Below are 23,695 nucleotides of genomic sequence, written 5' to 3' on the forward strand. Positions count from 1 at the left end.
TATGTCTCAGGCGGCTCTGAATGTACGTAACCGGGAAGCGCAGGAGAAGGCGCGCACCGGACGCAGTAATGGCTCACGGCTGGCAGGCATTATTTTCCTGCTCATGGTGTTAGGCACCATGGCGTTCGGCGGGCTGGTGGTGCTGAAGTGGATGAATGACGCGTCGCGCTTGCCGCTGTCGAGGCTGGTGGTGACCGGAAAAACCCATTACACCACCCATGACGATATTCGCCAGGCGATTTTGTCACTGGGCTCGCCGGGAACGTTTATGTCGCAGGACGTTAACGTTATTCAGCAGCAAATTGAACGTCTGCCGTGGATTCAGCAGGTAAGTGTGCGTAAGCAGTGGCCGGACGAATTAAAGATTCATCTGGTTGAATATGTTCCGGTTGCGCGCTGGAATGACCTGCATATGGTTGATGCTGAGGGTAAATCATTCAGCGTCCCGGCAAATCATCTTGGCAAGGAAGAGATGCCGATGCTGTATGGCCCTGAAGGCAGCGAGCAGGAAGTCCTCACCGGTTATCGCGAGATGAGCCAGGTGCTGGCAGCAGATAAGTTTAAGTTGAAGATGGCCTCAATGACGGCACGACGTTCATGGCAGCTGGTGACGGGCGACGATATCCGCATCGAACTTGGACGTAATGATGACATGAAGCGTTTGAAGCGTTTTATGCAGCTCTATCCTTCGCTACAGCAGCAGGCGACGGCAGAGAACAAACGCATCGATTACGTAGATCTGCGTTATGACTCTGGCGCGGCAGTAGGATGGGCACCGGCATTTATTGAGCCGCAGGACAGTAACCAGCAACAGAATCAGGCACAGGCTAAACAACAATGATCAAGTCGACGGACAGAAAACTGGTAGTTGGACTCGAGATCGGCACCGCGAAGGTTGCCGCTTTAGTAGGGGAAGTTCTGCCCGATGGCATGGTCAATATTATCGGGGTCGGCAGCTGTCCTTCCCGCGGTATGGATAAAGGCGGCGTTAACGATCTGGAATCGGTAGTGAAGTGCGTACAGCGCGCTATCGATCAGGCTGAACTGATGGCCGACTGCCAGATTTCGTCGGTTTACCTCGCATTATCGGGCAAACACATCAGTTGCCAGAATGAAATCGGGATGGTTCCGATTTCCGAAGAGGAAGTGACACAGGAAGATGTAGAGAATGTGGTACATACTGCTAAGTCAGTCCGCGTTCGTGATGAGCATCGTATTCTGCATGTTATTCCTCAGGAATATGCGATCGACTATCAGGAAGGGATCAAAAATCCGGTCGGTTTATCCGGCGTGCGTATGCAGGCAAAAGTGCATTTGATCACCTGTCACAACGACATGGCAAAAAACATTGTTAAAGCCGTTGAACGTTGTGGCCTCAAAGTTGACCAACTGATCTTTGCCGGTCTGGCATCAAGCTTTGCGGTGCTGACCGAGGATGAACGCGAGCTGGGCGTTTGCGTGGTGGATGTCGGCGGTGGCACCATGGATATCGCGGTCTATACTGGCGGCGCACTGCGTCACACTAAAGTGATTCCGTATGCTGGCAATGTGGTAACCAGCGATATCGCTTACGCCTTCGGCACGCCGCCAACCGATGCTGAAGCGATCAAAGTTCGCCATGGTTGTGCCCTTGGCTCCATCGTGGGCAAAGACGAAAACGTCGAAGTACCGAGCGTCGGTGGGCGTCCGCCAAGAAGTCTGCAGCGTCAGACGCTGGCTGAAGTCATTGAACCGCGTTACACCGAACTGCTGAATCTGGTTAATGAAGAGATTCTGCAGTTGCAGGAACAGCTGCGTCAGCAGGGCGTAAAACACCATCTGGCGGCGGGGATTGTTCTGACCGGCGGTGCGGCACAAATTGAAGGGCTGGCTGCCTGTGCCCAGCGTGTTTTTCACACGCAGGTACGAATTGGCCAGCCGCTGAACATAACCGGTTTAACCGATTATGCTCAGGAGCCTTACTACTCAACAGCGGTAGGCTTACTGCACTACGGAAAAGAGTCTCACCTGAACGGTGAAGCTGATATTGAAAAAAGAGCCTCGGTCGGTAACTGGTTTAAACGTATCAACAGCTGGCTGAGAAAAGAGTTTTAATTTTTAGTAAAGGGGATTCTTACCTAAAAAAATTTCGCATTACGGCTAACACCGCTGTAGCGTGAAAGATAACAGGTATTATTAGATCCCCAGGCGACAGGCACATAACGGAGAGAAATTATGTTTGAACCTATGGAATTAACCAATGACGCGGTGATTAAAGTCATCGGCGTCGGCGGGGGCGGTGGCAATGCCGTAGAGCATATGGTGCGTGAGCGCATCGAAGGTGTTGAATTCTTCGCTGTGAATACTGACGCGCAAGCGTTACGTAAAACTGCGGTCGGTCAGACGATTCAAATTGGTAATGGAATCACCAAAGGTCTGGGTGCTGGTGCAAACCCGGAAGTCGGTCGTAACTCTGCTGAGGAAGATCGTGAAGCACTGCGTTCAGCTCTGGAAGGCGCTGACATGGTGTTTATCGCCGCTGGTATGGGTGGCGGTACTGGTACCGGTGCAGCGCCTGTCGTTGCCGAAGTGGCGAAAGATTTAGGTATCCTGACGGTTGCCGTGGTGACCAAGCCTTTCAATTTTGAAGGCAAAAAGCGCATGGCCTTTGCCGAGCAGGGTATCGCCGAGCTGTCCAAGCATGTCGATTCACTGATTACTATTCCTAACGACAAGCTGCTGAAAGTGCTGGGCCGTGGTATCTCTCTGCTCGACGCATTCGGTGCGGCTAACGACGTACTGAAAGGCGCGGTGCAGGGTATCGCCGAGCTGATCACCCGTCCGGGTCTGATGAACGTCGACTTCGCTGACGTGCGTACCGTGATGTCTGAAATGGGTTACGCAATGATGGGTTCTGGCGTCGCTTGTGGTGAAGACCGTGCGGAAGAAGCCGCAGAAATGGCGATCTCCAGCCCACTGCTGGAAGATATCGACCTTTCTGGTGCGCGTGGCGTGCTGGTTAACATCACCGCGGGCTTTGACCTGCGTCTGGATGAGTTCGAAACCGTGGGTAACACCATCCGTGCTTTCGCGTCTGATAACGCGACAGTGGTGATTGGTACTTCTCTCGACCCGGAAATGAATGACGAACTGCGTGTGACTGTGGTTGCGACCGGTATCGGCATGGACAAACGTCCAGAAATTACGCTGGTTACCAACAAGCAATCCAGCCAGCCAGTGATGGATCATCGCTACCAGCAGCACGGTATGGCTCCACTGCCTCAGGAGCAAAAACCGGCCGCGAAAGTGGTGAACGATCAAAGTGCACAGACCAATAAAGAACCAGATTATCTGGATATTCCAGCCTTCCTGCGTAAGCAGGCTGACTAAGAATTGCCTGAGAATTTGGATTCTCCGCTCTTTGTGCTAAAATGTTCGCCCGTCAGTGATATACACTGGCGGTCGGATGAGTAATTTTTGCGAGATAATGCGATGATCAAACAACGGACATTAAAACGTATTGTTCAGGCGACTGGAGTCGGTTTACATACCGGCAAAAAAGTCACGCTGACTTTACGCCCTGCGTCGGCTAACACCGGGGTCATCTATCGTCGCACTGACTTGAATCCACCGGTTGATTTCCCGGCTGATGCCAAATCCGTGCGTGATACCATGCTCTCAACTTGCCTGGTTAATGAGCATGGCGTGCGTATTTCAACAGTCGAGCACCTGAACGCAGCACTTTCCGGTCTGGGTATTGATAACATTGTGGTTGAAGTTGATGCGCCTGAAATCCCGATTATGGACGGCAGCGCAGCACCCTTTGTCTATCTGCTGATGGACGCAGGCATTGAAGAGCTGAACAGCGCCAAGAAATTTGTTCGCGTCAAACAACCAGTCCGGGTTGAAGACGGTGACAAATGGGCTGAGATCAAGCCATACAATGGTTTTTCGCTGGACTTTACCATCGATTTTAACCATCCGGCGATTGATTCCAGCGCGCAGCGTTACAGCATGAACTTCTCTGCTGAAGCGTTTGTGCGTCAGATCAGCCGTGCACGTACTTTCGGCTTTATGCGTGAAATCGAATATCTGCAGTCCCGCGGCCTGTGCCTCGGCGGCAGCTTCGATTGTGCAATCGTGGTGGATGACTACCGCGTATTGAACGAAGACGGTTTACGCTTTGAAGACGAATTTGTCCGTCACAAAATGCTTGATGCGATCGGTGACCTGTTTATGTGTGGCCACAATATCATTGGTGCGTTTACCGCATTCAAATCTGGTCATGCATTAAATAACAAGCTGTTGCAGGCGGTTATGGCGAAGCAGGAGGCCTGGGAATGGGCAACGTTTGAAGACGAAGCCGAACTTCCGCTGGCATTCAAGGCACCAAATCTGGTTCTGGCGTAAGCCTGAACTGACTATTACGACTGGTTGAGCTGGTACTCTCTCCGGCCAGTGAGGCCAGTCGTTCTATTATTTTTCCTCTTTCAGTAATCCCATCTACTGCCTCCAATGCCGCGTTACTGCCGGTTTTTCGTGTTTAGCTGCTGTTTTCTTGTGCAGATAACCGGACATTTCCCGCTGCGGATAGATATATCCTGATGTCGACAGTGACTAATAATGGTAATATTTGGCCTCAGTAAAACTATTGATTTCAGTGACCCCAGCCGCAGAGGTTTGGGCGCAGTGGCGGAAAAAAGTGATCGGCATTCTTAATCGTTGGCGACAATTTGGCAGGCGTTACTTCTGGCCGCATCTCCTGTTGGGGATGGTCGCGGCGAGTTTTGGCCTGCCTGTCACCCATGCCAGCGAGCAGAGAAGCCCTGAAACGTCATCCAATAGCCTGACTATTGGTAAAGTCGCACGTTTTGACAGCCTGGCGCTGCTACAGGAAAGCGCACGTCGTCCGAACTTTAACGTCGATTACTGGCACCAGCATGCGATCCGCATCGTTATTCGCCACCTCTCTTTTGCCTTAACGCCACAGCATCTGCCGACGGCAGAGCAGGCGTTACCGCTTGAAGTCCAGAAACTCGCGCTGCTCGACACGCTCAATGCGTTATTGACTCACGAGTCTCGTCCTCCGGTTATTATCCGTGATACTCCACGCCGTAATGAAGCGCTGCGCGCTGCTTATCACAGCGGTTTGTGGCTGGCGCAGGTTCAGGGCATTCGTGCCGGACCGGCTACTCTCGCCTGAACGATTCAGAGCACAGCTCTACAAACTTAAATAATCAAAACAACGCTGTAAGCCGTATAAAAGCCCGGCTGGAGAGAAGTATTTATTATGTTGACGACAATTTTAACCAAGGTTTTTGGTAGCCGTAACGATCGTACTTTACGCCGTATGCGTAAAGCTGTAGATGCCATCAATAAGATGGAGCCGGAATTTGTAAAGCTTACTGACGATGAGCTGAAAGCCAAAACTGACGAATTCCGCGCGCGCCTGAAAAAGGGCGAAACCGTAGACAGCCTGATTCCTGAAGCTTTTGCCACCGTACGTGAAGCCAGTAAGCGCGTGTTCGGCATGCGTCACTTTGACGTCCAGCTGCTTGGCGGTATGGTACTGAACGACCGCTGCATCGCGGAAATGCGCACCGGTGAAGGTAAAACTCTGACCGCGACGCTGCCTGCTTATCTGAATGCGTTAAGCGGTAAAGGCGTACACGTTGTCACCGTCAACGATTATCTGGCACAGCGTGATGCCGAGAATAACCGTGGGCTGTTCGAATTTCTCGGCCTGAGCATCGGTATCAATCTGCCAGGTATGCCAGCGCCGGCGAAACGCGAGGCCTACGCCGCCGACATCACTTACGGTACTAATAACGAATACGGCTTTGACTACCTGCGTGACAATATGGCGTTCAGCCCTGAAGAGCGCGTACAGCGTAAGCTGCACTATGCACTGGTGGATGAAGTTGACTCAATTCTGATCGATGAAGCGCGTACCCCACTGATCATCTCCGGCCCGGCTGAAGACAGCTCTGAGATGTATACCAAAGTTAATAAAATCATTCCTCACCTGATCCGTCAGGAGAAAGAAGACTCTGATACTTTCCAGGGCGAAGGCCACTTCTCGGTTGATGAGAAAGCGCGCCAGGTTCACCTGACCGAGCGCGGCCTGGTGAATATTGAAGAGCTGCTGGTCAGCGAAGGCATTATGGAAGAGGGTGAATCACTTTACTCGCCAACCAACATTATGCTGATGCACCACGTGACGGCGGCACTGCGCGCGCACGTGCTGTTTACCCGCGACGTCGACTACATCGTGAAAGACGGTGAAGTCATTATCGTTGATGAGCACACCGGTCGTACCATGCAGGGTCGTCGCTGGTCTGATGGCCTGCATCAGGCAATTGAAGCAAAAGAAGGCGTTGAGATTCAGAACGAAAACCAGACTCTGGCTTCTATCACCTTCCAGAACTACTTCCGTCTGTACGAAAAGCTGGCTGGGATGACCGGTACAGCGGACACCGAAGCATTTGAGTTCAGCTCTATCTACAAGCTGGATACCATTGTGGTGCCAACCAACCGTCCTATGGTGCGTAAAGATCTGCCGGACCTGGTCTACATGACAGAGAAAGAGAAGATCGATGCCATTATCGAAGATATCCGCGAGCGTACCGTTAATGGTCAGCCAATTCTGGTGGGTACTATTTCAATTGAGAAATCTGAAGTGGTTTCCCATGAGCTGGAACGTGCGGGTATTAAGCACAGCGTACTGAACGCCAAGTTCCACGCCCGTGAAGCAGACATCGTGGCACAGGCCGGTCAGCCAGGCGCAGTAACCATCGCCACCAACATGGCCGGTCGTGGTACTGATATCGTGCTGGGTGGTAGCTGGCAGGCAGAGATTGCCAATCTTGAAGCGCCAACGGCCGAACAGATTGAAGCGATTAAAGCCGCGTGGAAAATCCGTCATGATGCCGTGCTGGCGTCCGGCGGTCTGCATATTATCGGTACTGAGCGTCATGAATCACGCCGCATCGATAACCAGCTGCGTGGTCGTTCCGGCCGTCAGGGTGACCAGGGTTCATCGCGCTTCTATCTGTCGATGGAAGATGCACTGATGCGTATTTTCGCCTCCGATCGCGTCTCTAATATGATGCGTAAACTGGGAATGAAACCAGGCGAAGCGATTGAGCATCCATGGGTAACCAAGGCGATTGCCAATGCGCAGCGTAAAGTAGAAAGCCGCAACTTTGATATTCGTAAGCAGCTGCTGGAATATGATGACGTTGCCAACGATCAGCGCCGCGCGATTTACACCCAGCGTAATGAACTGCTGGACGTGTCTGACGTGAGCGAAACCATTAACAGCATCCGCGATGATGTGTTCAAAACCACCATCGATACCTATATTCCGCCGCAGTCACTGGAAGAGATGTGGGATGTTGCTGGTCTGGAAGAGCGTCTGAAAAACGATTTCGATCTGGAAATGCCGATTGCTGAGTGGCTGGACAAAGAACCTGAGCTGCATGAAGAGACGCTGCGTGAGCGCATCATGGAGCAGGGCAAAGAAGTCTATCTGCGTAAAGAAGAAGTGGTTGGCACCGAGATGATGCGTAACTTCGAGAAAGGCGTGATGCTGCAAACGCTTGACTCGCTGTGGAAAGAGCATCTGGCGGCAATGGACTACCTGCGTCAGGGCATCCATCTGCGTGGCTACGCGCAGAAAGATCCGAAGCAGGAGTACAAGCGTGAATCTTTCGCTATGTTTGGCGCGATGCTGGAATCACTGAAATACGAAGTGATCAGCACCCTGTGTAAAGTGCAGGTGCGTATGCCAGAAGAAGTGGAAGCGATGGAAGAGCAGCGCCGCCAGGAAGCTGAGCGCCTGCAACAGCAGCAGCATTTAAGCCATGTCGACAGTGAGACTCTGGCAGCAGAAGAGCTGTCTGGCCAGACCGGTGAGCGAAAAGTGGGTCGTAACGATCCTTGCCCATGCGGTTCTGGTAAGAAGTTCAAGCAGTGTCATGGCCGTTTAGCCTGATAATCCTTTCCTCCCCCGGCCTACGGGGGAGGAGGATCAAAAAGGGAGTTGAACAATGAAGCACCTGCAAGTTGCGGTCGGTATCATTCGCAATGCCAGTAAGCAAATCTTCCTCGCGCAGCGCTCAGCCAGTTCTCATATGGCCAATATGTGGGAGTTTCCCGGTGGAAAAATTGAAGCTGACGAAACTGCCGCGCAGGCATTAAGCCGCGAGCTGTTGGAAGAGACCGGAATTGAGGTTACGACGGCGGTGCCTTTCGATACTGCCGATCATACTTATCAGGATGTTCGCGTAACGCTGCACTTCTTTATGGTCGAAGGCTGGAACGGTGAGCCCTATGGCCGTGAAGGACAACCGATGCGCTGGGTGCCGCAAGCTGAACTGGTGGCGGAAGAGTTTCCACCGGCGAACAGCCCGATTGTGGCACGGTTGCTGGCTGAATAATTGCTTCACTGCCTGAATGGCGGCGTTACCGCCGCCGCTTCAGAGCGATCAATGACGATTGATCTGCTCTTCGCTCCAGTCATCGCTATCTGACAAATCACCGCTACTGGCAATCCGCTTCTCTTCTGCCGCCCACTCACCAAGATCAATCAGCTGACAGCGCTTACTGCAGAACGGCCGAAACTGGCTCAGTTCATCCCAGATCACATCTTTGCCACAGGTCGGGCAGTTTACTACGGTCACTTCATCTTTCATTACGGCAAACCTTTAACAACAAGCCAGTTCAAAATCGAGTCGGGCAGGGACCTCACCGCGCTCACTGTCGAGAGGCAGAAAACGGATCGCATAACGGCTTTTATGCCCCGAAACTTGTGGATACAGCGAATCTTCCAGCATCAGCTGTAAACGCAGCAGATCGGCTCCCTCGGCGTTATCCTGAAAGAAACCATTCAGGCTGGTGTGACGACGAAAAATCCCTGACTGACGAATCAAATCAAGCGTCAGAGTCAGCGCTTCACGCAGTGGAGCCAGTGAGTCCATCCAGATTGCTACCTGAGCATCACGCACCGCTTGATCAACATGCAGCCAGATATGCAGCGTCGGCAGATCAAAACTACAACAGCCACCGGGAATACTCAGGCGCTGGCGCACCAGGCCAATCAACCGGTCTTCCCGCAACAGCTGACCCATACGCGGCGCACCCATCAGCGTGGTCGAGCATTTTTTCAGGCGGCCGCTTAACGAATTAATCAGTTCCATATCGACTCCCGGCACTTCTGCCCAGGATCGCAATTTTTGCTGCTGGCGCTCCAGCTCTTTCAGGATATCAGTACGCAGTTCACCGCGTTCAAAAACATCCAATAATTCAGCGGTATTGCGGAAGAAGGTCAGTGCGCCAAGGTGATCGGTAATCTGCTGGCTGGCCTGCAGCTGCTTGAGTAAAAATTCAATGCGTAGCCAGGTACGCATTTTTTCATTCAGTGGATGCTCAAAAAGAATCGTTGTGCTCATGCGGTTAATCCTGTTTCGCTGACGCCGCCAGCGCGAGATAACGCTGGTGTAATGCAGCAATAAGTGGCGCTACGCTTTCGGGTAACCCACTGTTATCAATGACATCATCAGCTACGGCCAGCCGCGCCTCACGCGTTGCCTGCGCAGCAAGAATTTTGTTAGCGTGTTCAAGGCTGATATTGTCGCGTGCCATGGTGCGGGCCAGCTGAATCGACGGCTCAACATCAACCACCAACACGCGATCCGCCAGCTGATGCAAATTGTTCTCTACCAGCAGCGGCACCACCCACAGGCTCCACGGAGACTGGCTTTCAGCCAGCTGGCGACGAGTTTGCTGATGGATTAATGGATGAAGTAAATTATTCAGCCATAGTTTATCTGCCGGTTCGCTAAAAATACGCTGACGCAGGCTGGCACGATTCAGAGTGCCGTCGGCATTCAGCATTTCATCACCGAACTTTTCGCTAATAGCCTGTAATGCTGGCTGGCCAGGCTCCACCACCTGGCGGGCGATGACATCAGCATCGACCACATCAACGCCCAGTTCGGCAAAGGCATTGGCGATGGTGCTTTTTCCACTGCCGATGCCACCGGTCAGTGCGACGATATAGCCCATAAACCCTATTCCAGATTAACTTGCGAAAATAAGTCATCATTCAGTCGGTTAATGCAATAACGAGCCTGAATTTTGAGGACCGGATCACAAGTGAGTTTCACAGGTAAATTTAAGGGATTGTAGCGTAAATAAAGCTGTTTTCGCAGTCTTGTTGTTGCGATTTTAGCGCGTATGATAGCTTCACTGGAGCTGGGCAGCAGCACCCGATCGTCAGATCGTCGCCACTAACCAGGAAATATGTCATGCGTATCGAAGAAGATTTAAAACTGGGCTTCAAAGATGTTCTTATCCGGCCAAAGCGTTCCACGCTGAAGAGCCGCTCTCAGGTTGAGCTGGAACGTCAGTTCACCTTCAAACACTCAGCGATAGCCTGGTCAGGCGTTCCCATCATTGCCGCTAACATGGATACCGTTGGTTCTTTCCGCATGGCAGAAGCGCTGGCGTCATTTGATATTCTTACCGCGGTACATAAGCATTACAGCGTTGAGCAGTGGCAGGAATTTGTCGCGCGCGTCCCGGAAACTATCCTTAAACATGTGATGGTTTCAACCGGAACCTCTGAGGCTGACTTTATTAAAATGAAGCAGATTCTGGCACTCTCTCCGGCACTTAACTTTATCTGTATCGATGTGGCAAATGGCTACTCTGAGCACTTTGTTGAGTTCTTACAGCGCGCGCGTGAAGCCTGTCCGGGTAAAACCATCTGTGCCGGCAACGTAGTGACCGGTGAAATGGTCGAAGAGCTGATTCTTTCCGGTGCTGATATTGTCAAAGTGGGCATTGGTCCTGGCTCAGTCTGTACGACCCGGGTTAAAACCGGCGTTGGCTATCCGCAGCTTTCGGCAGTGATCGAATGTGCTGATGCGGCGCACGGCCTGGGCGGCCAGATCGTCAGTGACGGTGGCTGCGCGGTGCCGGGCGATGTGGCGAAGGCCTTTGGCGGCGGAGCAGACTTTGTGATGCTGGGCGGTATGCTGGCGGGCCACAACGAATGTGAAGGCACGATCGTGGAAGAGAATGGCGAACAGTTTATGCTGTTCTACGGTATGAGCTCGGAATCAGCCATGAAGCGCCATGTTGGCGGCGTTGCGCAATATCGTGCAGCAGAAGGCAAAACGGTGAAGCTACCGCTGCGCGGCCCGGTTGAGGATACAGCGCGCGATATTCTTGGCGGCCTGCGTTCAGCCTGCACATATGTTGGCGCGGAACGACTGAAAGAGCTGACCAAGCGCACCACCTTTATCCGGGTGGCCGAGCAGGAAAACCGCGTGTTTAACCGTTAAATCCAACCGGCAGGGCGGCTTTATTTACCGCCGCCCGCTATCCCAGCGCATCCCCCAGTCCAAAAATCGGCAGATACATTGCCACCACCAGAATGCCAACAATTGCGCCAATCACCACCATCATCAGTGGCTCCAGCGTGGCGGCCAGACTTTCGGCCAGTTCGTGAGTGTGCTCCTCATGCCACTGTGCGAGGCGCGCCAGTAATACATCCAGAGATCCCGCCTCTTCACCCACTTTGATCAGCTGATGGCAAAGCGGAGTAAAAAGTTTATGTTGCACCAATGCCTGATGCAGCGGCTTACCCGCCGCAATATGCTGCTGAAGCTGGACGATTGCTTCGCGCCATAAACAGTGGCTCAGGGTGTTCTCCACCGCTTGCAAGCTTTGCAATAAGGTTAGTCCGGCGCGTTGAGTAAGCGTCAGGGTGGTATAGATCTGGCTGAGCTGACTGCCGCGGTACAGCCGGGCGATCAGCGGCACGCGCAGCATCAGCCGTTGTTCGCTACGCTGCCAGCTGATGCGCTTTTTACGCTGGCTGCGCCAGAGTAAAGTGGTTGCCGCTATCGCCAGCGTCAGTGGTACAAAGCTGTTTTGCAGCAGCAGCGACAGCGCCATGACTCCTGCGGTAAAAGCCGGTAGCGGCGCATCGAATACCGCATAGATTGAGACAAATTCCGGCAGCACAAATACCAGCATACCCACGGTGACGGCCAGTGCCACCGCCAGAATAAACAGCGGATAGCGTAGCGCTTTCACCACTTTTTTTTGCAGTTGTTGCTGGCGCTCCTGCTGGGTGGCCAGCTGAAAGCAGCACTCATCCAGCTGACCGGTAACCTCACCGACGTGCATCAGGGCAGGGAACAGGGGTGGGAAAATTTCCGGCCAGCGGCTCAGTGCCTGGGAGAACGGTTCTCCCTGCTCGATCTTTGCCTGAATATCCAGTAACAGCGCCTGCCAGCCGGGATGCGGATGGCCTTCAGCCAACAGCTTTAGTCCCTGAGACAGCGTCATTCCGGCTTTCAGTAACGTTGCCAGCTGGCGAATTAGCATGATTTTTTGCTGCCATTGCCACTCGCCGGGACGATAGCTTTTACCTGCTTTGATACGCACCGGCGAGTGACCGGCATCCATCAGCGCTTGCATTACTGCCAGCGAACTTTGGCTCAGATGGGCACCTTCAATAAAGTCGCCTTTGGCATCAATAGCCTGCCAGCTAAACAGCGTATGTTTCGCCATCACAGGCACCCACAATGCGGTTAACTTCATCCAGTGAGGTCTCGCCGCGATTTACCGCATGCAGACCTTCCGTGAACAGCGAGTTCAGCCCCTGCTGTTGTGCCAGCGTGGCGAGTTCATCCGGGGTGGCATTGGCCGCGATGGCTTGCTGCAGCGGCTCGCTGATCGGCAACAGCTCAAACAGCGCCAGCCGGCCGTAATAACCGGAAAAGCAGTGATCACAGCCGCTGGCTCGCCAGCTCTGCACGCTGCCTGACCAAAGCGCTGGCGGAAAATGGCTAATGACGTGATCCGGCTGGCGACAGTGCGTGCACAAACGCCGCACCAGACGTTGCGCAATCACCAGTTTTAACGCCGACGCCAGCAGGTAACCGGGAATACCCATCTGGCCGAGTCGCGTCAGCGTTTCACTGGTTGAATTCGTGTGTAAGGTCGACAGCACCAGATGCCCGGTTTGTGCGGCTTTGATGGCAATTTCCGCAGTTTCACCATCGCGAATTTCCCCTAACATAATCACATCCGGATCCTGACGCAGCAGCGCCCGCAGCACGCGATGAAAATCCAGCCCGGACTTGCTGTTGATTTGCGTTTGATTAACGCCCGGCAAAGGGATTTCAACCGGATCCTCAACGCTGCAGAGGTTTTGCCCCGGATGATTTAACGCGCTTAACCCGCTGTAGAGCGTGAAGGTTTTGCCACTGCCGGTTGGGCCAGTGACTAAAATCAGCCCCTGCGGGCGTGCCAACGCCTCGCGATAACATTTAAGCGCTTCAGCGGGCATACCGAGTTTGTTAAGATCGATGGCGACGGTTTCACTCTGAAGCAGGCGAACCACCGCTTTTTCGCCAAAACGCGTTGGTAAAGTCGACAGCCGAAACGACTCGTTCTTCGCGTTCAGTTCAAGGGTAAACTGCCCGTCCTGTGGCATACGTCGCTCGGCGATATCGAGATTACCTAATATTTTCAGACGGGCGATCAGCGAGGCGGTTACGCCATCATAGTTGCCTTTTAGCGGATGCAGCACGCCATCAATTCGCAGCCGCACGCGTAAACCGCTGGCTTGTGGTTCAAAATGGATATCGGAAGCGCGTCGCTGAACCGCGGCCAGCAAGATCTGATTGACCAGATCTACCGCAGAGGCGCTGTAGGTTTCGTCAGGCGCGCTTTCGCGCGCCATCTGTCGGGCCGGGTCAATCTGGCCATACTGCTCGATACGTGCCTGCGGCCAGCAATCTACCGTCACTTCACACTGGCTGGCGAAGCGCAGTGCTTCAATCATCTGCGCATCCGCCGTTTCACTGACGGCCACATGCAGCCGTTGTGCGCTGTGCTCAAGAATGATCGCCTGATAACGCTGGCAGAGTGTCTGAATCGTGCGTTGGTTTTCACTGTTCATCAGTTTATCGCCGTTACGTCATCAAAACGGAACACATCATTACAGGCCTCCACCAGACTTGCCTGGCTGCTGCTACAGGCGCGCTGCCAGTTCATCCGGCCTTCAGTACTGTTCCATACCGGATTTAACACCACGCTCAGGCCTGTCAGGCTCTCCTGCCCGACCAGCGTAATCACTCCGGCGGTTACCGCAACGCTCAGCACATAGCGGGAGCCGATACCCACCGGCACGCCGTTACTGCCGGCGCTACAAGTGGTGGTTGCGCCGCGCTCGACAGTACAGAGCTCCACGGCAGTTTTGTACGGCATCATGGTTTGCAGCATGTCGGTCAGTGCGGCTTTTTGCAGATAGTTTTGATAAGCCGGTATGCCTATCGCGCTGAGAATGGCGACAATTCCCACCACAATCATCAGTTCAATCAGGGTAAATCCGCGTTGCTTGTCCATCGCTGTTGCTCTCCTTAAGTTGTCAGAGGGCACCTTAAGCAGCCTGGATCTGATGCACCAGCAGCAAAGCAGTACGCTGCGAGAGAACTCGACAACCATTTTTGTCAGCAAGCAGCAGGTGACAGACGAAATGGAAGCCACTTCGCAAATTAACGGCAGGGTATCAGCGAGACATCCGGGGGTGATCTGTCACTCCCGGATGACAAAAAGTATCAGGAGGCGGATTTGAAGCGCATGGAGAGATCCAGCGCGCGGATATGTTTAGTCAGTGCGCCAACGGAGATGTAGTCGATGCCGGTTTCCGCAAAGGTGCGCAGGGTTTCATCGGTTACATTGCCGGAAACCTCAAGCTGGGCGCGTCCTGCAGTTAATGCCACGGCTTCACGCATCTGTTCGACGCTGAAGTTATCCAGCATCACGATATCTGCTCCGGCGGCCAGCGCCTGTTGCAGCTCATCAATCGATTCGACTTCCACTTCGACCGGTACATCGGGATGCAGCCAGAAGGCTTTTTCTACCGCCTGACGAATCGATCCGGTAGCAATAATATGATTTTCTTTGATCAGAAAGGCATCAGAAAGCCCCAGGCGATGGTTGCTGCCGCCACCGCAGAGTACTGCGTACTTCAATGCGGTACGCAAACCCGGCAGTGTTTTACGCGTGTCCAGCAGCCGGGTATGGGTTCCCTGCAACAGGGCGACATAGCGACTGACTTCGGTTGCCACGCCAGACAGGGTTTGCACAAAGTTAAGCGCGGTGCGTTCAGCCGTGAGAATCAGCTGCGCCGGGCCATCAATTTCAAACAGCGTCTGATTGGCGCTGATGCTGTCGCCGTCCTCCACATGCCAGCCGATCCGGGTACGGTTGCCAAGCTGGATAAACACCTCTTCCACCCAGCGTTTGCCACAAAATATACCCGCTTCACGAGTAATAACGGTGGCGTGCGATTGAGTATCGGCGGGTAACAGGCTGGCAGTAATATCGTTGCAGGCATCGACTTCACCGCCTAAGTCTTCCCGCAGCGCATGGGCAACGGCGGCAGGAATATCATTTTCAATACGGCCCAGCAGTTCGGTACGGCGGCTATCAGAATCGTAGCGACGCGTCGTCATAATCAAGCTCCGAAAGTTCGGAATTAAGAGTCCGGACACTCTAGCGCGTTTGTTCAGGGCTTGCCATCTTGTGCGGGGGGTGAAAGCGCGTTTGCAAACAATTTTTGTTAAGCAGTTGACGCCATCATGGCAGAGAGCGAAGGTATCCACATCAATGTTATCAATAGCTAACAGACTAAGGAAAAGTATGCAGGTTACATCGATTCGGGATAAAGGCGTGCCGGTCAGCGGCAAACAACTGTTGCAGGACGTCTCACTGCCGGCGTTAGTGTTACACCGTTCCGCATTACTGCATAACCTCAGTTGGATGCAAGAGTACGCCTCCCGTCACGGTGCTGAGCTGGCACCGCATGGCAAAACGACCATGGCACCGCAGCTGTTCCAGCGCCAGATAGAAGCAGGAGCGTGGGGAATTACCCTCGCCACTGCGGCACAAAGCGCGGTCGCCGCGCAGCATGGCATTCGCCGCATTCTGATGGCTAATCAGCTGTTGGGGCAGGCCAATATGCAGATCGTGGCTGATTTATTGCGCGCAGGCGTCGAGTTTCACTGCCTGGTCGACAGTGCGGAAAATGTGCATCAGCTTGGGCAGTTTTTCACCGCGCAGGGGTTAACGCTGAATGTGATGCTGGAAGTTGGCGTGGTGAACGGGCGCTGTGGCTGCCGCAGCCAGCAGCAGATTGATGAGGTGATAGCGGCGGTGGCACAGTATCCCGCGCTGGCGCTCAGCGGCATTGAAGGTTATGAAGGGGTGATTAACAGCGACAGCGAGCAGCAGGAAGTGGAAGTATTTATCGCGCGGCTGGTAAAGATTGCCCTGGCGCTAAAAGCCTCTGGCCAGTTCAGCAGCGCGCGGCCAATTATTACCGCATCCGGTTCTGCCTGGTACGATCTGGTAGCCGAAGCCTTTGCGCGCGAGGATGCGCGTGATGCTTTTATCACGCTGATGCGTCCCGGTTGCTATCTGGTGCACGACCACGGAATTTATCAGCAGGCGCAGCAGGCCCTGCTGGAACGTCATCCTGAAATGCATCGGGCTTTATTACCGGCGATGGAAGTGTTCGCTTATGTGCAGTCTGTGCCAGAGCCGGGGCGGGTTATTGCCGCGTTGGGCAAGCGGGATATTGCCCACGACAGTATGCCAGTACCGCTACGAGTCTATCCGCAGGGTAGCAGCGATGCACAGGGGCTTGATGCAGGTTATCGGGTGCTCAGGCTGATGGATCAGCATGCTTTTCTTGAGGTGCCGGACGACCATCAGCTCACGCCGGGGGATATTATCGCGTTTGGTGCCTCGCATCCTTGCCTGACCTTTGATAAGTGGCGGCGCTTGTGTGTGGTGGACGATCGGTTGCAGGTGACTGAGACGCTGGAAACTTTTTTCTAAACTCGCCGCTAAAAAAACCGTGCTACTCTGAGGAAAAGTCGGTGACAGGAGGGAAGGGCATGCAGTTGCAAGATGGCTGGATAGTCGGTGTAAAACAGGTGCCATCGCCACATTTTAATTCGCGTCCGGCAGATGAAGAACCTTCGCTGCTGGTGGTACACAATATCAGTTTGCCGCCCGGTGAGTTTGGTGGCCCGTATATTGATGCGTTGTTTACCGGTCAGCTTGATGCCAGTGCACATCCCTTTTTCGCCGGAATTGCTCAGCTGCGCGTTTCGGCGCACTGCCTGATCCGCCGCGACGGAGAAATCGTGCAGTATGTTCCTTTCCATTTGCGCGCCTGGCATGCGGGAATTTCGCGCTGGCAGGGGCGTGAAAACTGCAACGACTTCTCCGTCGGTGTTGAGCTGGAAGGGACTGACATTCTGCCGTATACCGATGCGCAGTATCAGGCGTTGCAACAGATAACGGCGTTGCTGATGCAGCACTATCCGCTGACCGTAGAGCGCATTACCGGGCACAGCGACATCGCCCCCGAACGTAAAACCGATCCCGGACCGGCATTCGACTGGGAATTATTCCGTCACGGGCTAAGCCATCAGTCCAGGAACGCCATTTCGAAGGAGCGCAATGCATGACCTTATTTAGCCTGTTGCTGGTGTTAGGTTGGGAAAGATTATTCAAGTCAGGCGAACACTGGCAGTTGGATCATCGTCTGGAGCCGTTGTTTCGCGGGCGTCAGCGTTTTTCGCTGCTGCGCACGCTAATGATGATGCTGCTGGTGATGGCGGCAGTCCTGGTGATTCTCATCGCGTTGAAAGGATTGTTTTTCGGCGTGGTGCAGCTGATTTTCTGGATTTTGATTGGCCTGCTGTGTATCGGTGCTGGGTCGGTAAGGCTGCACTATCACGCTTATCTGAAAGCAGCCAGCCACAATGACAGCCATGCACGTGATGCGATGGCGGAAGAGCTGACGCTGATTCACGGCGTGCCGGTTGACTGTAGTGAAGGTGAATTTCTGCGTGAACTGCAGAATGCGCTGCTGTGGATTAACTTCCGTTTCTATCTGGCTCCGCTGTTCTGGTTTGTAGTCGGCGGCGCGTATGGCCCGGTATTGCTGGTGGGCTATGCGTTTCTGCGCGGCTGGCAAAGCTGGCTGGCGCGGCACCATTCGCCGCTGGAGCGCTCGCAGTCCGGCATTGATGCGATTCTGCATTGGGTTGACTGGATTCCGGTGCGCCTCGCCGGGGTAGCCTATGCGCTGTTGGGCCACGGTGAGCGCGCGTTACCGGCATGGTTCGCTTCGCTTGGCGATCGCCACAGTTCACAATATCAGGTGCTGACCCGCCTGGCACAGTTCTCGCTGGCACGCGATCCGCACCTGGATAAAGTTGAGACACCGCGCGTGGCGGTGGCTCTGGCGAAGAAAGTTTCATTAGTGATTGTGGTGGTGGTCGCCATTCTGACTATCTATGGCGCGCTGGTGTAATCACTGTTCCGCAGGCGGCACGCCGAACTCCGGCATGCCGTTCTGATCCCAGCTAAAGCGCTTAATACGCGTATGGCGGTTTGGGTCCCACAACGGATCGCCTTCAATTTCCGTATAATTACGCGCGTGATACACCAGCAGATCTTCGCCATTTTCGTCGACGGTAAAGCAGTTGTGACCGGGGCCATACTGGCGATGTTCCCAGTGAGTGGTAAATACCGGCCGCGCCGATTTTGACCAGTTGGCAGCCTGCATCGGATCGGCATCGGCATCTATCCACAACAAGCCCATACAATAGTTTTCATCAGTAGCGCTGGCAGAATAGCTGACGAACAGTTTGTCGCCATGGCGGATCACCGCCGGGCCTTCATTAACGCTAAAACCGGCACACTCCCACTGGTACTGCGGACGGCTGAGCATCACCGGCGGAGTTTTTAACGTCCAGGGATTTTCCAGCTCGGCTAAGTACAGGTTGGAGTTGCCGGGAATCGCCGGATCTTTCTGTGCCCATAAATACCAGTTTTTCCCCTGATGCTGAAAGGCGGTTGCGTCCAGCGCAAAGCTGTCGATTGGCGTTTGGATCTGACCGCGCTCCTGCCAGCTGCCATTGAGCGGGTCGGCATCGCGACACTCGAGGGCAAACATGCGGTGCTGAAACAGGCCGTCTTTAATCGCCCGCTCTGGTGCAGCAGCGAAGTAGATCATCCAGCTGTCGTCAATCAGGTGCAGCTCTGGTGCCCAGATCAGCTCGCTCATTGGGCCGCTGTCCGGTTTGCGCCACACCACCACCGGCGTGGCGTCGCGCAGACCGGTCAGAGTGCTGGCGCGGCGGATTTCCAGCCGATCGTATTCCGGCACCGAAGCGATAAAGTAGTAGTGATGGTTATGGCGCAGAATAAAAGGATCAGCGCGCTGTTCAATTAGCGGATTGGGCCAGCTCTGGTTACTCATTACGCCACTCCTTCTGGTTTTATCTCAATGGACTTTTCATCGCGATACTCGCTGAGTTCGCGATAGTTTTCACGCCGCTTTGCGAGATCGATCTGGATGGTTTGCATCAGCTGACGGTCAACTTTCATCAGGCGAACTACGCCAGCAGTAATCAGATATCCGACGCCAGGAATTACGGTGAACAGCAGCATAATACCGTTAATGGCGCTTGCGCTTTGCTGCTTCGCACCGGCGTCATAGCCGTACCACGACAGCAGGAAGCCCACCATCGCGCCAGCAACGGCCAGCCCGACCTTAAGAAAGAACAGATTGCCGGAGAAACTGATGCCGGTAATGCGTTTTCCGGTTTTCCACTCGCCGTAATCGTCGACGTCAGCCATCAGTGACCAGTGCAGCGGCGAGGGGATTTGATGGAAGATATTCAGCAGGAAGTACATCACGACAATCAGCACCGTAGCCTGCGGATCGAGGAAGTAAAAGCCGCTGGAGAAAATGGCCAGCACGATGTTGGTCCAGAAAAACACCTTCAGTTTGCACCAGCGGTCAGTCAGCACTTTTGCCAGCGTGCTGCCGATCATCATGCCCACGACGCCAAGGCTGATAAACAGCGTGGCAAAGCTGGTGGATTGTTGCATCACCCAGATAACGTAATACATGGTGGCCGCCATACGGATAAATCCGGGGCAGACATTGCATAAGGTCAGCAGCAAAATGCGCACCCACTGATCGTTTTTCCACACGTCCTTCAGGTCGGCTTTCAGCTGGTCATTACTCGGCACTGCCGGCTTAATGCGCTCGCGCACCGTGGCAAAGCAGAACAGAAACATGCACAGACCAATAATCGCCATTACGCCCATCGCCATTTGATAGCCGCGGGCTTTATCCTCTCCGCCAAACCATTCGGCCAGCGGCAGCAGCGAAAGCGACAGAATCAGCGTGGCGATGCCAACCATAACAAAGCGGTAAGACTGGCAAGAGACGCGTTCGCCGGGATCGTTAGTGATGACGCCGCCCAGTGAACAGTAAGGGATATTAATGGCGGTATAGGCCAGCGACATCAGGAAGTAGGTCACAAAGGCGTAGATGACCTTGCTCTCATAACTCCAGTCCGGCGTGGTAAACATCAGCACCGCGAACAGCACGTACGGCAGTGAAACCCACAGTAACCATGGCCGAAACCGTCCCCAGCGGCTGCGGGTTCGATCGGCAATCGCCCCCATAATCGGATCGGTGACCGCATCCAGCACCCTGACCGACAGCAGCAGCACCCCAACCAGAGCCGGAGCCAGACCGAAGACATCGGTATAGAAGTAGCTTAAAAACAACATGATGGCGCCACCAATCATATTGCAGCCTGCATCACCCATGCCGTAACCGATTTTTTCTTTAATCGAAAGCGCTGTTGCCTTCATCGTCTGTTCTCCCACCCCTGGACAGTAGCCTGCGTTGAGAACACATTATTAATGGTTATGTGTTCGCAACTGCAGCAGTAAACCGTCGCGCAGATGGACAAATTGACTGTAGGAGAGAAAGTGTGAGGAAGTTAACAATGGTCGCGGCAGGGAAATCATGGATAAGGGCGGCGATAAGCCGCCCCGACGTTTTATGCTTTTTGCGTTTTCTTCTTAATCGCGTAGCCGATTGCCAGTACCAGCACCCAGACCGGAATTAACCAGACGGAAATGGCCATCGACGGCGTCATCGCCATAATCACCAGAATACCGACCATAAATGCCAGGCAGACCCAGTTACCCAGTGGATAGAACAGGGCTCTGAAACGCGTAGTGACACCCTGCTGATCTTTCTTACGACGGAACTTCAGGTGCGCCAGGCTAATCATTGCCCAGTTAATCACCAGCGCGGAGACGACCAGCGACATCAGAATGCCAAAGGCTTCACCCGGCATCAGGTAGTTGACCAGAACACAGATAGCGGTCGCCAGTGCCGATACGCCAATCGCAATGATTGGAACACCGCGCGCGTCGACTTTCAGCAGCGCTTTTGGACCATTGCCTTGCTTCGCCAGGCCGTAAAGCATACGGCTGTTGCTGTATACGCAGCTGTTATAGACCGACAGTGCCGCCGTCAGAATCACCACGTTCAGCGCGTTCGCCACCAGGCTGTCGCCAAGATCGTGAAAAATCATTACGAACGGGCTACCGCCTTCTACCACTTTGGTCCACGGATAGAGCGAAAGCAGTACCGCCAGCGAGCCGATATAGAAAATCAGGATGCGATAGATCACCTGATTGGTCGCTTTAGGAATACTTCTTTCCGGATCGTCAGCTTCAGCAGCAGTAATCCCTACCAGTTCCAGCCCGCCGAAGGAGAACATGATCACCGCCATCGCCATAACCAGCCCGGAGACGCCATTCGGGAAGAAGCCGCCAATATCCCAGATATTGCTGACATGTGCTTCCGGCCCCCCCTTGCCGCTGAACAGCAACCAGCAGCCGAAGACAATCATGCCGATCACCGCGACCACTTTGATAATTGAGAACCAGAATTCCATTTCGCCATAGACTTTGACGTTGGAGAGGTTAATCGCGTTGATCAGTAAGAAGAACACCGCGGCAGAGACCCAGGTCGGGATTTCCGGCCACCAGTACTGCACATAGATGCCAACGGCGGTCAGCTCGGCCATCGCCACCAGCACGTAAAGCACCCAATAGTTCCATCCGGAAGCAAAGCCTGCGAAGTCACCCCAGTATTTGTAAGCGAAGTGACTGAATGAACCGGCAACCGGCTCTTCGACCACCATTTCGCCCAGCTGACGCATAATCATAAAGGCGATAAAGCCGCCAATGGCGTAGCCCAGCAAGACGGATGGGCCAGCCATCTTAATCGTCTGTGCAATACCCAGAAACAGGCCCGTCCCGACTGCGCCACCCAATGCGATTAGCTGAATATGGCGATTTTTCAATCCCCGCTTCAGTGCATCGCCCTGCACTTGTTCCATATAAACCTCGTTATGTCGTTATTTTTATTGGTGCCTTTCCGCCGTTTTAGTTGTTCGTGTAACTAAAACATTACATATAACGTATTGATTAATTTACAGTATCGGCGTCTTAAAAATAATGATGATGCTATCTCCGCGACAAGAATAGTGATAAGTGCAGACCATTGCACTTGGTTTCTCTTTTCGTGCGGCAGAATGAATAAAAAATCGACGTTTGCTCACACTCTGCGACAGATCTTTTCTGGCATGAAACGCAAAAAAAGACGAATAGCGTTACCTTATGGTTAAGGATGAGAAACCCCACTAACCACGTGTAAGGTTTGGTAAAAATTAGCCGTATTAATTTGGCTGTCTTAGGGTTTTTCCACTGTTTCTGGCACGATATCAGTATCTTTACAACGTGAGCCAGCCCCGGTTTCAGGCTGAAGCCATATAGACACAAGGTGAATACTTTGTTACTTTAGCGTCACCTTTTTGCAATTGGTATTACCAATTTACTCCGGCATTTGGCAGAAGAAGGGATGATGGCCTACAGCAAGATTCGCCAACCAAAGTTATCCGATGCAATCGAGCAACAGCTCGAGACTCTGATTATGGAAGGGACGCTGCGCCCGGGAGAAAAGCTGCTTCCTGAGCGTGAGCTCGCCAAACAGTTTGATGTCTCCCGCCCCTCCTTACGTGAAGCTATCCAGCGTCTGGAAGCAAAAGGCTTGCTGCTGCGCCGTCAGGGCGGCGGCACATTCGTACAAAAAAGCCTGTGGCAAAGCCTGAGCGATCCGCTCGTTGGACTGCTTGCCGACCATCCTGAATCTCAGTTCGACCTGCTGGAGACCCGTCACGCGCTGGAAGGCATTGCTGCTTACTATGCGGCGTTACGCGGCACTGACGAAGATTTGCAGCGCATTCGCGACTGCCACGTGGTGATTCAGCAGGCGCAGGACAGCGGCGATTTAGATGCCGAAGCGGATGCGGTGATGCAGTATCAGATAGCCGTCACAGAAGCGGCGCATAATGTCGTGCTGCTACATTTGCTACGCTGCATGGGGCCTATGCTGGAACAGAACGTACGACAGAACTTTGAACTGCTCTACTCGCGCCGGGAAATGTTGGCGAAAGTGAGCGGTCATCGCGCCAGCATTTTTGCGGCGATTGTCGCCCGCGAGCCTGAACAGGCCCGTGAAGCGTCACACCGCCATCTGGCGTTTATCGAGGAAATATTGCTGGACAGGAGTCGGGAGCAGAGTCGTAGAGAGCGCTCCTTGCGACGTTTACAGCAACGTAAGGAATAACGCGTAAATATAACGCGGCAACTATGCCTGATATCACTGGCGTGGCAGCGCACAGCGCCGCAGCGTCAGCGCTTGACGGTATACACGACGAGCCTGTCT

General features: G+C 53.7%; 22 protein-coding genes. 12 read left to right on the forward strand and 10 right to left on the reverse strand.

Features of this window, described 5'->3' with window-relative positions; all coding sequences use genetic code 11:
- Position 1: 1 nt before the first annotated feature.
- The 7 genes from ftsQ to mutT all read left to right on the forward strand — a co-directional run bounded on the left by ftsQ (position 2) and on the right by mutT (position 8,420).
- The gene (gene ftsQ / locus RIN69_RS04150; RefSeq protein WP_313855769.1) at positions 2 to 841 is read left to right on the forward strand and encodes a cell division protein FtsQ; all 840 of its coding nucleotides are present in this window, start codon (positions 2 to 4) and stop codon (positions 839 to 841) included.
- Positions 838 to 2,094, forward strand: coding sequence for a cell division protein FtsA (gene ftsA, locus RIN69_RS04155; RefSeq protein WP_313855770.1), 1,257 nt, complete (start codon positions 838 to 840; stop codon positions 2,092 to 2,094). Before ftsQ ends, ftsA begins: the two co-directional genes overlap by 4 nt.
- Positions 2,095 to 2,214: 120 nt before the next feature.
- Positions 2,215 to 3,369 (forward strand): cell division protein FtsZ, encoded by a 1,155-nt coding sequence (gene ftsZ, locus RIN69_RS04160; RefSeq protein WP_052900285.1) that lies wholly within the window; start codon positions 2,215 to 2,217, stop codon positions 3,367 to 3,369.
- 102 nt (positions 3,370 to 3,471) lie between these two features.
- Positions 3,472 to 4,389, forward strand: coding sequence for a UDP-3-O-acyl-N-acetylglucosamine deacetylase (lpxC, locus tag RIN69_RS04165; protein WP_313855771.1), 918 nt, complete (start codon positions 3,472 to 3,474; stop codon positions 4,387 to 4,389).
- Between the two features lie 292 nt (positions 4,390 to 4,681).
- Positions 4,682 to 5,182, forward strand: coding sequence for a secA translation cis-regulator SecM (gene secM, locus RIN69_RS04170; RefSeq protein WP_313857590.1), 501 nt, complete (start codon positions 4,682 to 4,684; stop codon positions 5,180 to 5,182).
- An 87-nt stretch (positions 5,183 to 5,269) separates the two neighbouring features.
- Complete coding sequence (gene secA, locus RIN69_RS04175; protein WP_313855772.1) at positions 5,270 to 7,975, forward strand: preprotein translocase subunit SecA; 2,706 nt, start codon at positions 5,270 to 5,272, stop codon at positions 7,973 to 7,975.
- A 55-nt stretch (positions 7,976 to 8,030) separates the two neighbouring features.
- Positions 8,031 to 8,420 (forward strand): 8-oxo-dGTP diphosphatase MutT, encoded by a 390-nt coding sequence (gene mutT / locus RIN69_RS04180; protein WP_313855773.1) that lies wholly within the window; start codon positions 8,031 to 8,033, stop codon positions 8,418 to 8,420.
- A 48-nt stretch (positions 8,421 to 8,468) separates the two neighbouring features.
- Here mutT and yacG read toward each other — a convergent pair whose 3' ends face one another.
- Genes yacG through coaE form a run of 3 tightly spaced genes read right to left on the reverse strand, consistent with a single transcriptional unit; the run spans position 8,469 to position 10,047 of the window.
- Positions 8,469 to 8,675: a DNA gyrase inhibitor YacG gene (yacG, locus tag RIN69_RS04185; protein ID WP_313855774.1), complete on the reverse strand. Its 207-nt coding sequence runs from the start codon at positions 8,673 to 8,675 to the stop codon at positions 8,469 to 8,471.
- A 12-nt stretch (positions 8,676 to 8,687) separates the two neighbouring features.
- On the reverse strand, positions 8,688 to 9,431 hold the full coding sequence (gene zapD / locus RIN69_RS04190) for a cell division protein ZapD (protein ID WP_313855776.1): 744 nt from the start codon (positions 9,429 to 9,431) through the stop codon (positions 8,688 to 8,690).
- Between the two features lie 4 nt (positions 9,432 to 9,435).
- Entirely contained in the window at positions 9,436 to 10,047 is a 612-nt protein-coding gene (coaE, locus tag RIN69_RS04195; protein ID WP_313855778.1) for a dephospho-CoA kinase, read from the reverse strand.
- Between the two features lie 242 nt (positions 10,048 to 10,289).
- Between coaE and RIN69_RS04200 the strand changes: the two genes are divergently transcribed.
- Positions 10,290 to 11,330 (forward strand): GMP reductase, encoded by a 1,041-nt coding sequence (locus RIN69_RS04200; protein WP_313855779.1) that lies wholly within the window; start codon positions 10,290 to 10,292, stop codon positions 11,328 to 11,330.
- Between the two features lie 37 nt (positions 11,331 to 11,367).
- Here the strand turns inward: RIN69_RS04200 and hofC are convergent, their stop codons facing one another.
- The 4 genes from hofC to nadC all read right to left on the reverse strand — a co-directional run bounded on the left by hofC (position 11,368) and on the right by nadC (position 15,521).
- Positions 11,368 to 12,567 (reverse strand): protein transport protein HofC, encoded by a 1,200-nt coding sequence (gene hofC / locus RIN69_RS04205; protein ID WP_313855780.1) that lies wholly within the window; start codon positions 12,565 to 12,567, stop codon positions 11,368 to 11,370.
- Positions 12,545 to 13,963 carry a type II secretion system protein GspE gene (gspE, locus tag RIN69_RS04210; protein WP_313855782.1) on the reverse strand — a complete coding sequence of 473 codons (1,419 nt, stop codon included), beginning with the start codon at positions 13,961 to 13,963 and terminating at the stop codon, positions 12,545 to 12,547. Before gspE ends, hofC begins: the two co-directional genes overlap by 23 nt.
- Entirely contained in the window at positions 13,963 to 14,409 is a 447-nt protein-coding gene (gene ppdD, locus RIN69_RS04215) for a prepilin peptidase-dependent pilin (RefSeq protein ID WP_313855783.1), read from the reverse strand. The genes gspE and ppdD overlap by 1 nt, the downstream gene beginning before the upstream one ends.
- Before the next feature lie 212 nt (positions 14,410 to 14,621).
- Positions 14,622 to 15,521 carry a carboxylating nicotinate-nucleotide diphosphorylase gene (nadC, locus tag RIN69_RS04220; RefSeq protein WP_313855785.1) on the reverse strand — a complete coding sequence of 300 codons (900 nt, stop codon included), beginning with the start codon at positions 15,519 to 15,521 and terminating at the stop codon, positions 14,622 to 14,624.
- A 187-nt stretch (positions 15,522 to 15,708) separates the two neighbouring features.
- Between nadC and RIN69_RS04225 the strand changes: the two genes are divergently transcribed.
- Genes RIN69_RS04225 through ampE form a run of 3 tightly spaced genes read left to right on the forward strand, consistent with a single transcriptional unit; the run spans position 15,709 to position 18,397 of the window.
- A complete protein-coding gene (locus RIN69_RS04225; protein WP_313855788.1) occupies positions 15,709 to 16,908 on the forward strand; it encodes an amino acid deaminase in 1,200 nt (399 codons plus the stop codon).
- A 59-nt stretch (positions 16,909 to 16,967) separates the two neighbouring features.
- On the forward strand, positions 16,968 to 17,546 hold the full coding sequence (gene ampD / locus RIN69_RS04230; protein ID WP_313855790.1) for a 1,6-anhydro-N-acetylmuramyl-L-alanine amidase AmpD: 579 nt from the start codon (positions 16,968 to 16,970) through the stop codon (positions 17,544 to 17,546).
- Complete coding sequence (gene ampE, locus RIN69_RS04235; RefSeq protein ID WP_313855792.1) at positions 17,543 to 18,397, forward strand: beta-lactamase regulator AmpE; 855 nt, start codon at positions 17,543 to 17,545, stop codon at positions 18,395 to 18,397. Before ampD ends, ampE begins: the two co-directional genes overlap by 4 nt.
- Here ampE and RIN69_RS04240 read toward each other — a convergent pair whose 3' ends face one another.
- The 3 genes from RIN69_RS04240 to aroP form a co-directional block, all read right to left on the reverse strand.
- The gene (locus RIN69_RS04240) at positions 18,398 to 19,348 is read right to left on the reverse strand and encodes a glycoside hydrolase family 43 protein (RefSeq protein ID WP_313855793.1); all 951 of its coding nucleotides are present in this window, start codon (positions 19,346 to 19,348) and stop codon (positions 18,398 to 18,400) included.
- Positions 19,348 to 20,760 (reverse strand): MFS transporter, encoded by a 1,413-nt coding sequence (locus RIN69_RS04245; protein ID WP_313855794.1) that lies wholly within the window; start codon positions 20,758 to 20,760, stop codon positions 19,348 to 19,350. The genes RIN69_RS04240 and RIN69_RS04245 overlap by 1 nt, the downstream gene beginning before the upstream one ends.
- A gap of 191 nt (positions 20,761 to 20,951) precedes the next feature.
- Positions 20,952 to 22,307 carry an aromatic amino acid transporter AroP gene (gene aroP / locus RIN69_RS04250; protein ID WP_313855796.1) on the reverse strand — a complete coding sequence of 452 codons (1,356 nt, stop codon included), beginning with the start codon at positions 22,305 to 22,307 and terminating at the stop codon, positions 20,952 to 20,954.
- Positions 22,308 to 22,831: 524 nt separating this feature from the next.
- Here aroP and pdhR point away from each other — a divergent pair.
- Complete coding sequence (pdhR, locus tag RIN69_RS04255) at positions 22,832 to 23,596, forward strand: pyruvate dehydrogenase complex transcriptional repressor PdhR (RefSeq protein WP_313857591.1); 765 nt, start codon at positions 22,832 to 22,834, stop codon at positions 23,594 to 23,596.
- Positions 23,597 to 23,695: the final 99 nt, after the last annotated feature.

This window comes from Winslowiella toletana, from assembly GCF_032164335.1.
GTDB lineage: Bacteria > Pseudomonadota > Gammaproteobacteria > Enterobacterales > Enterobacteriaceae > Erwinia > Erwinia toletana_A.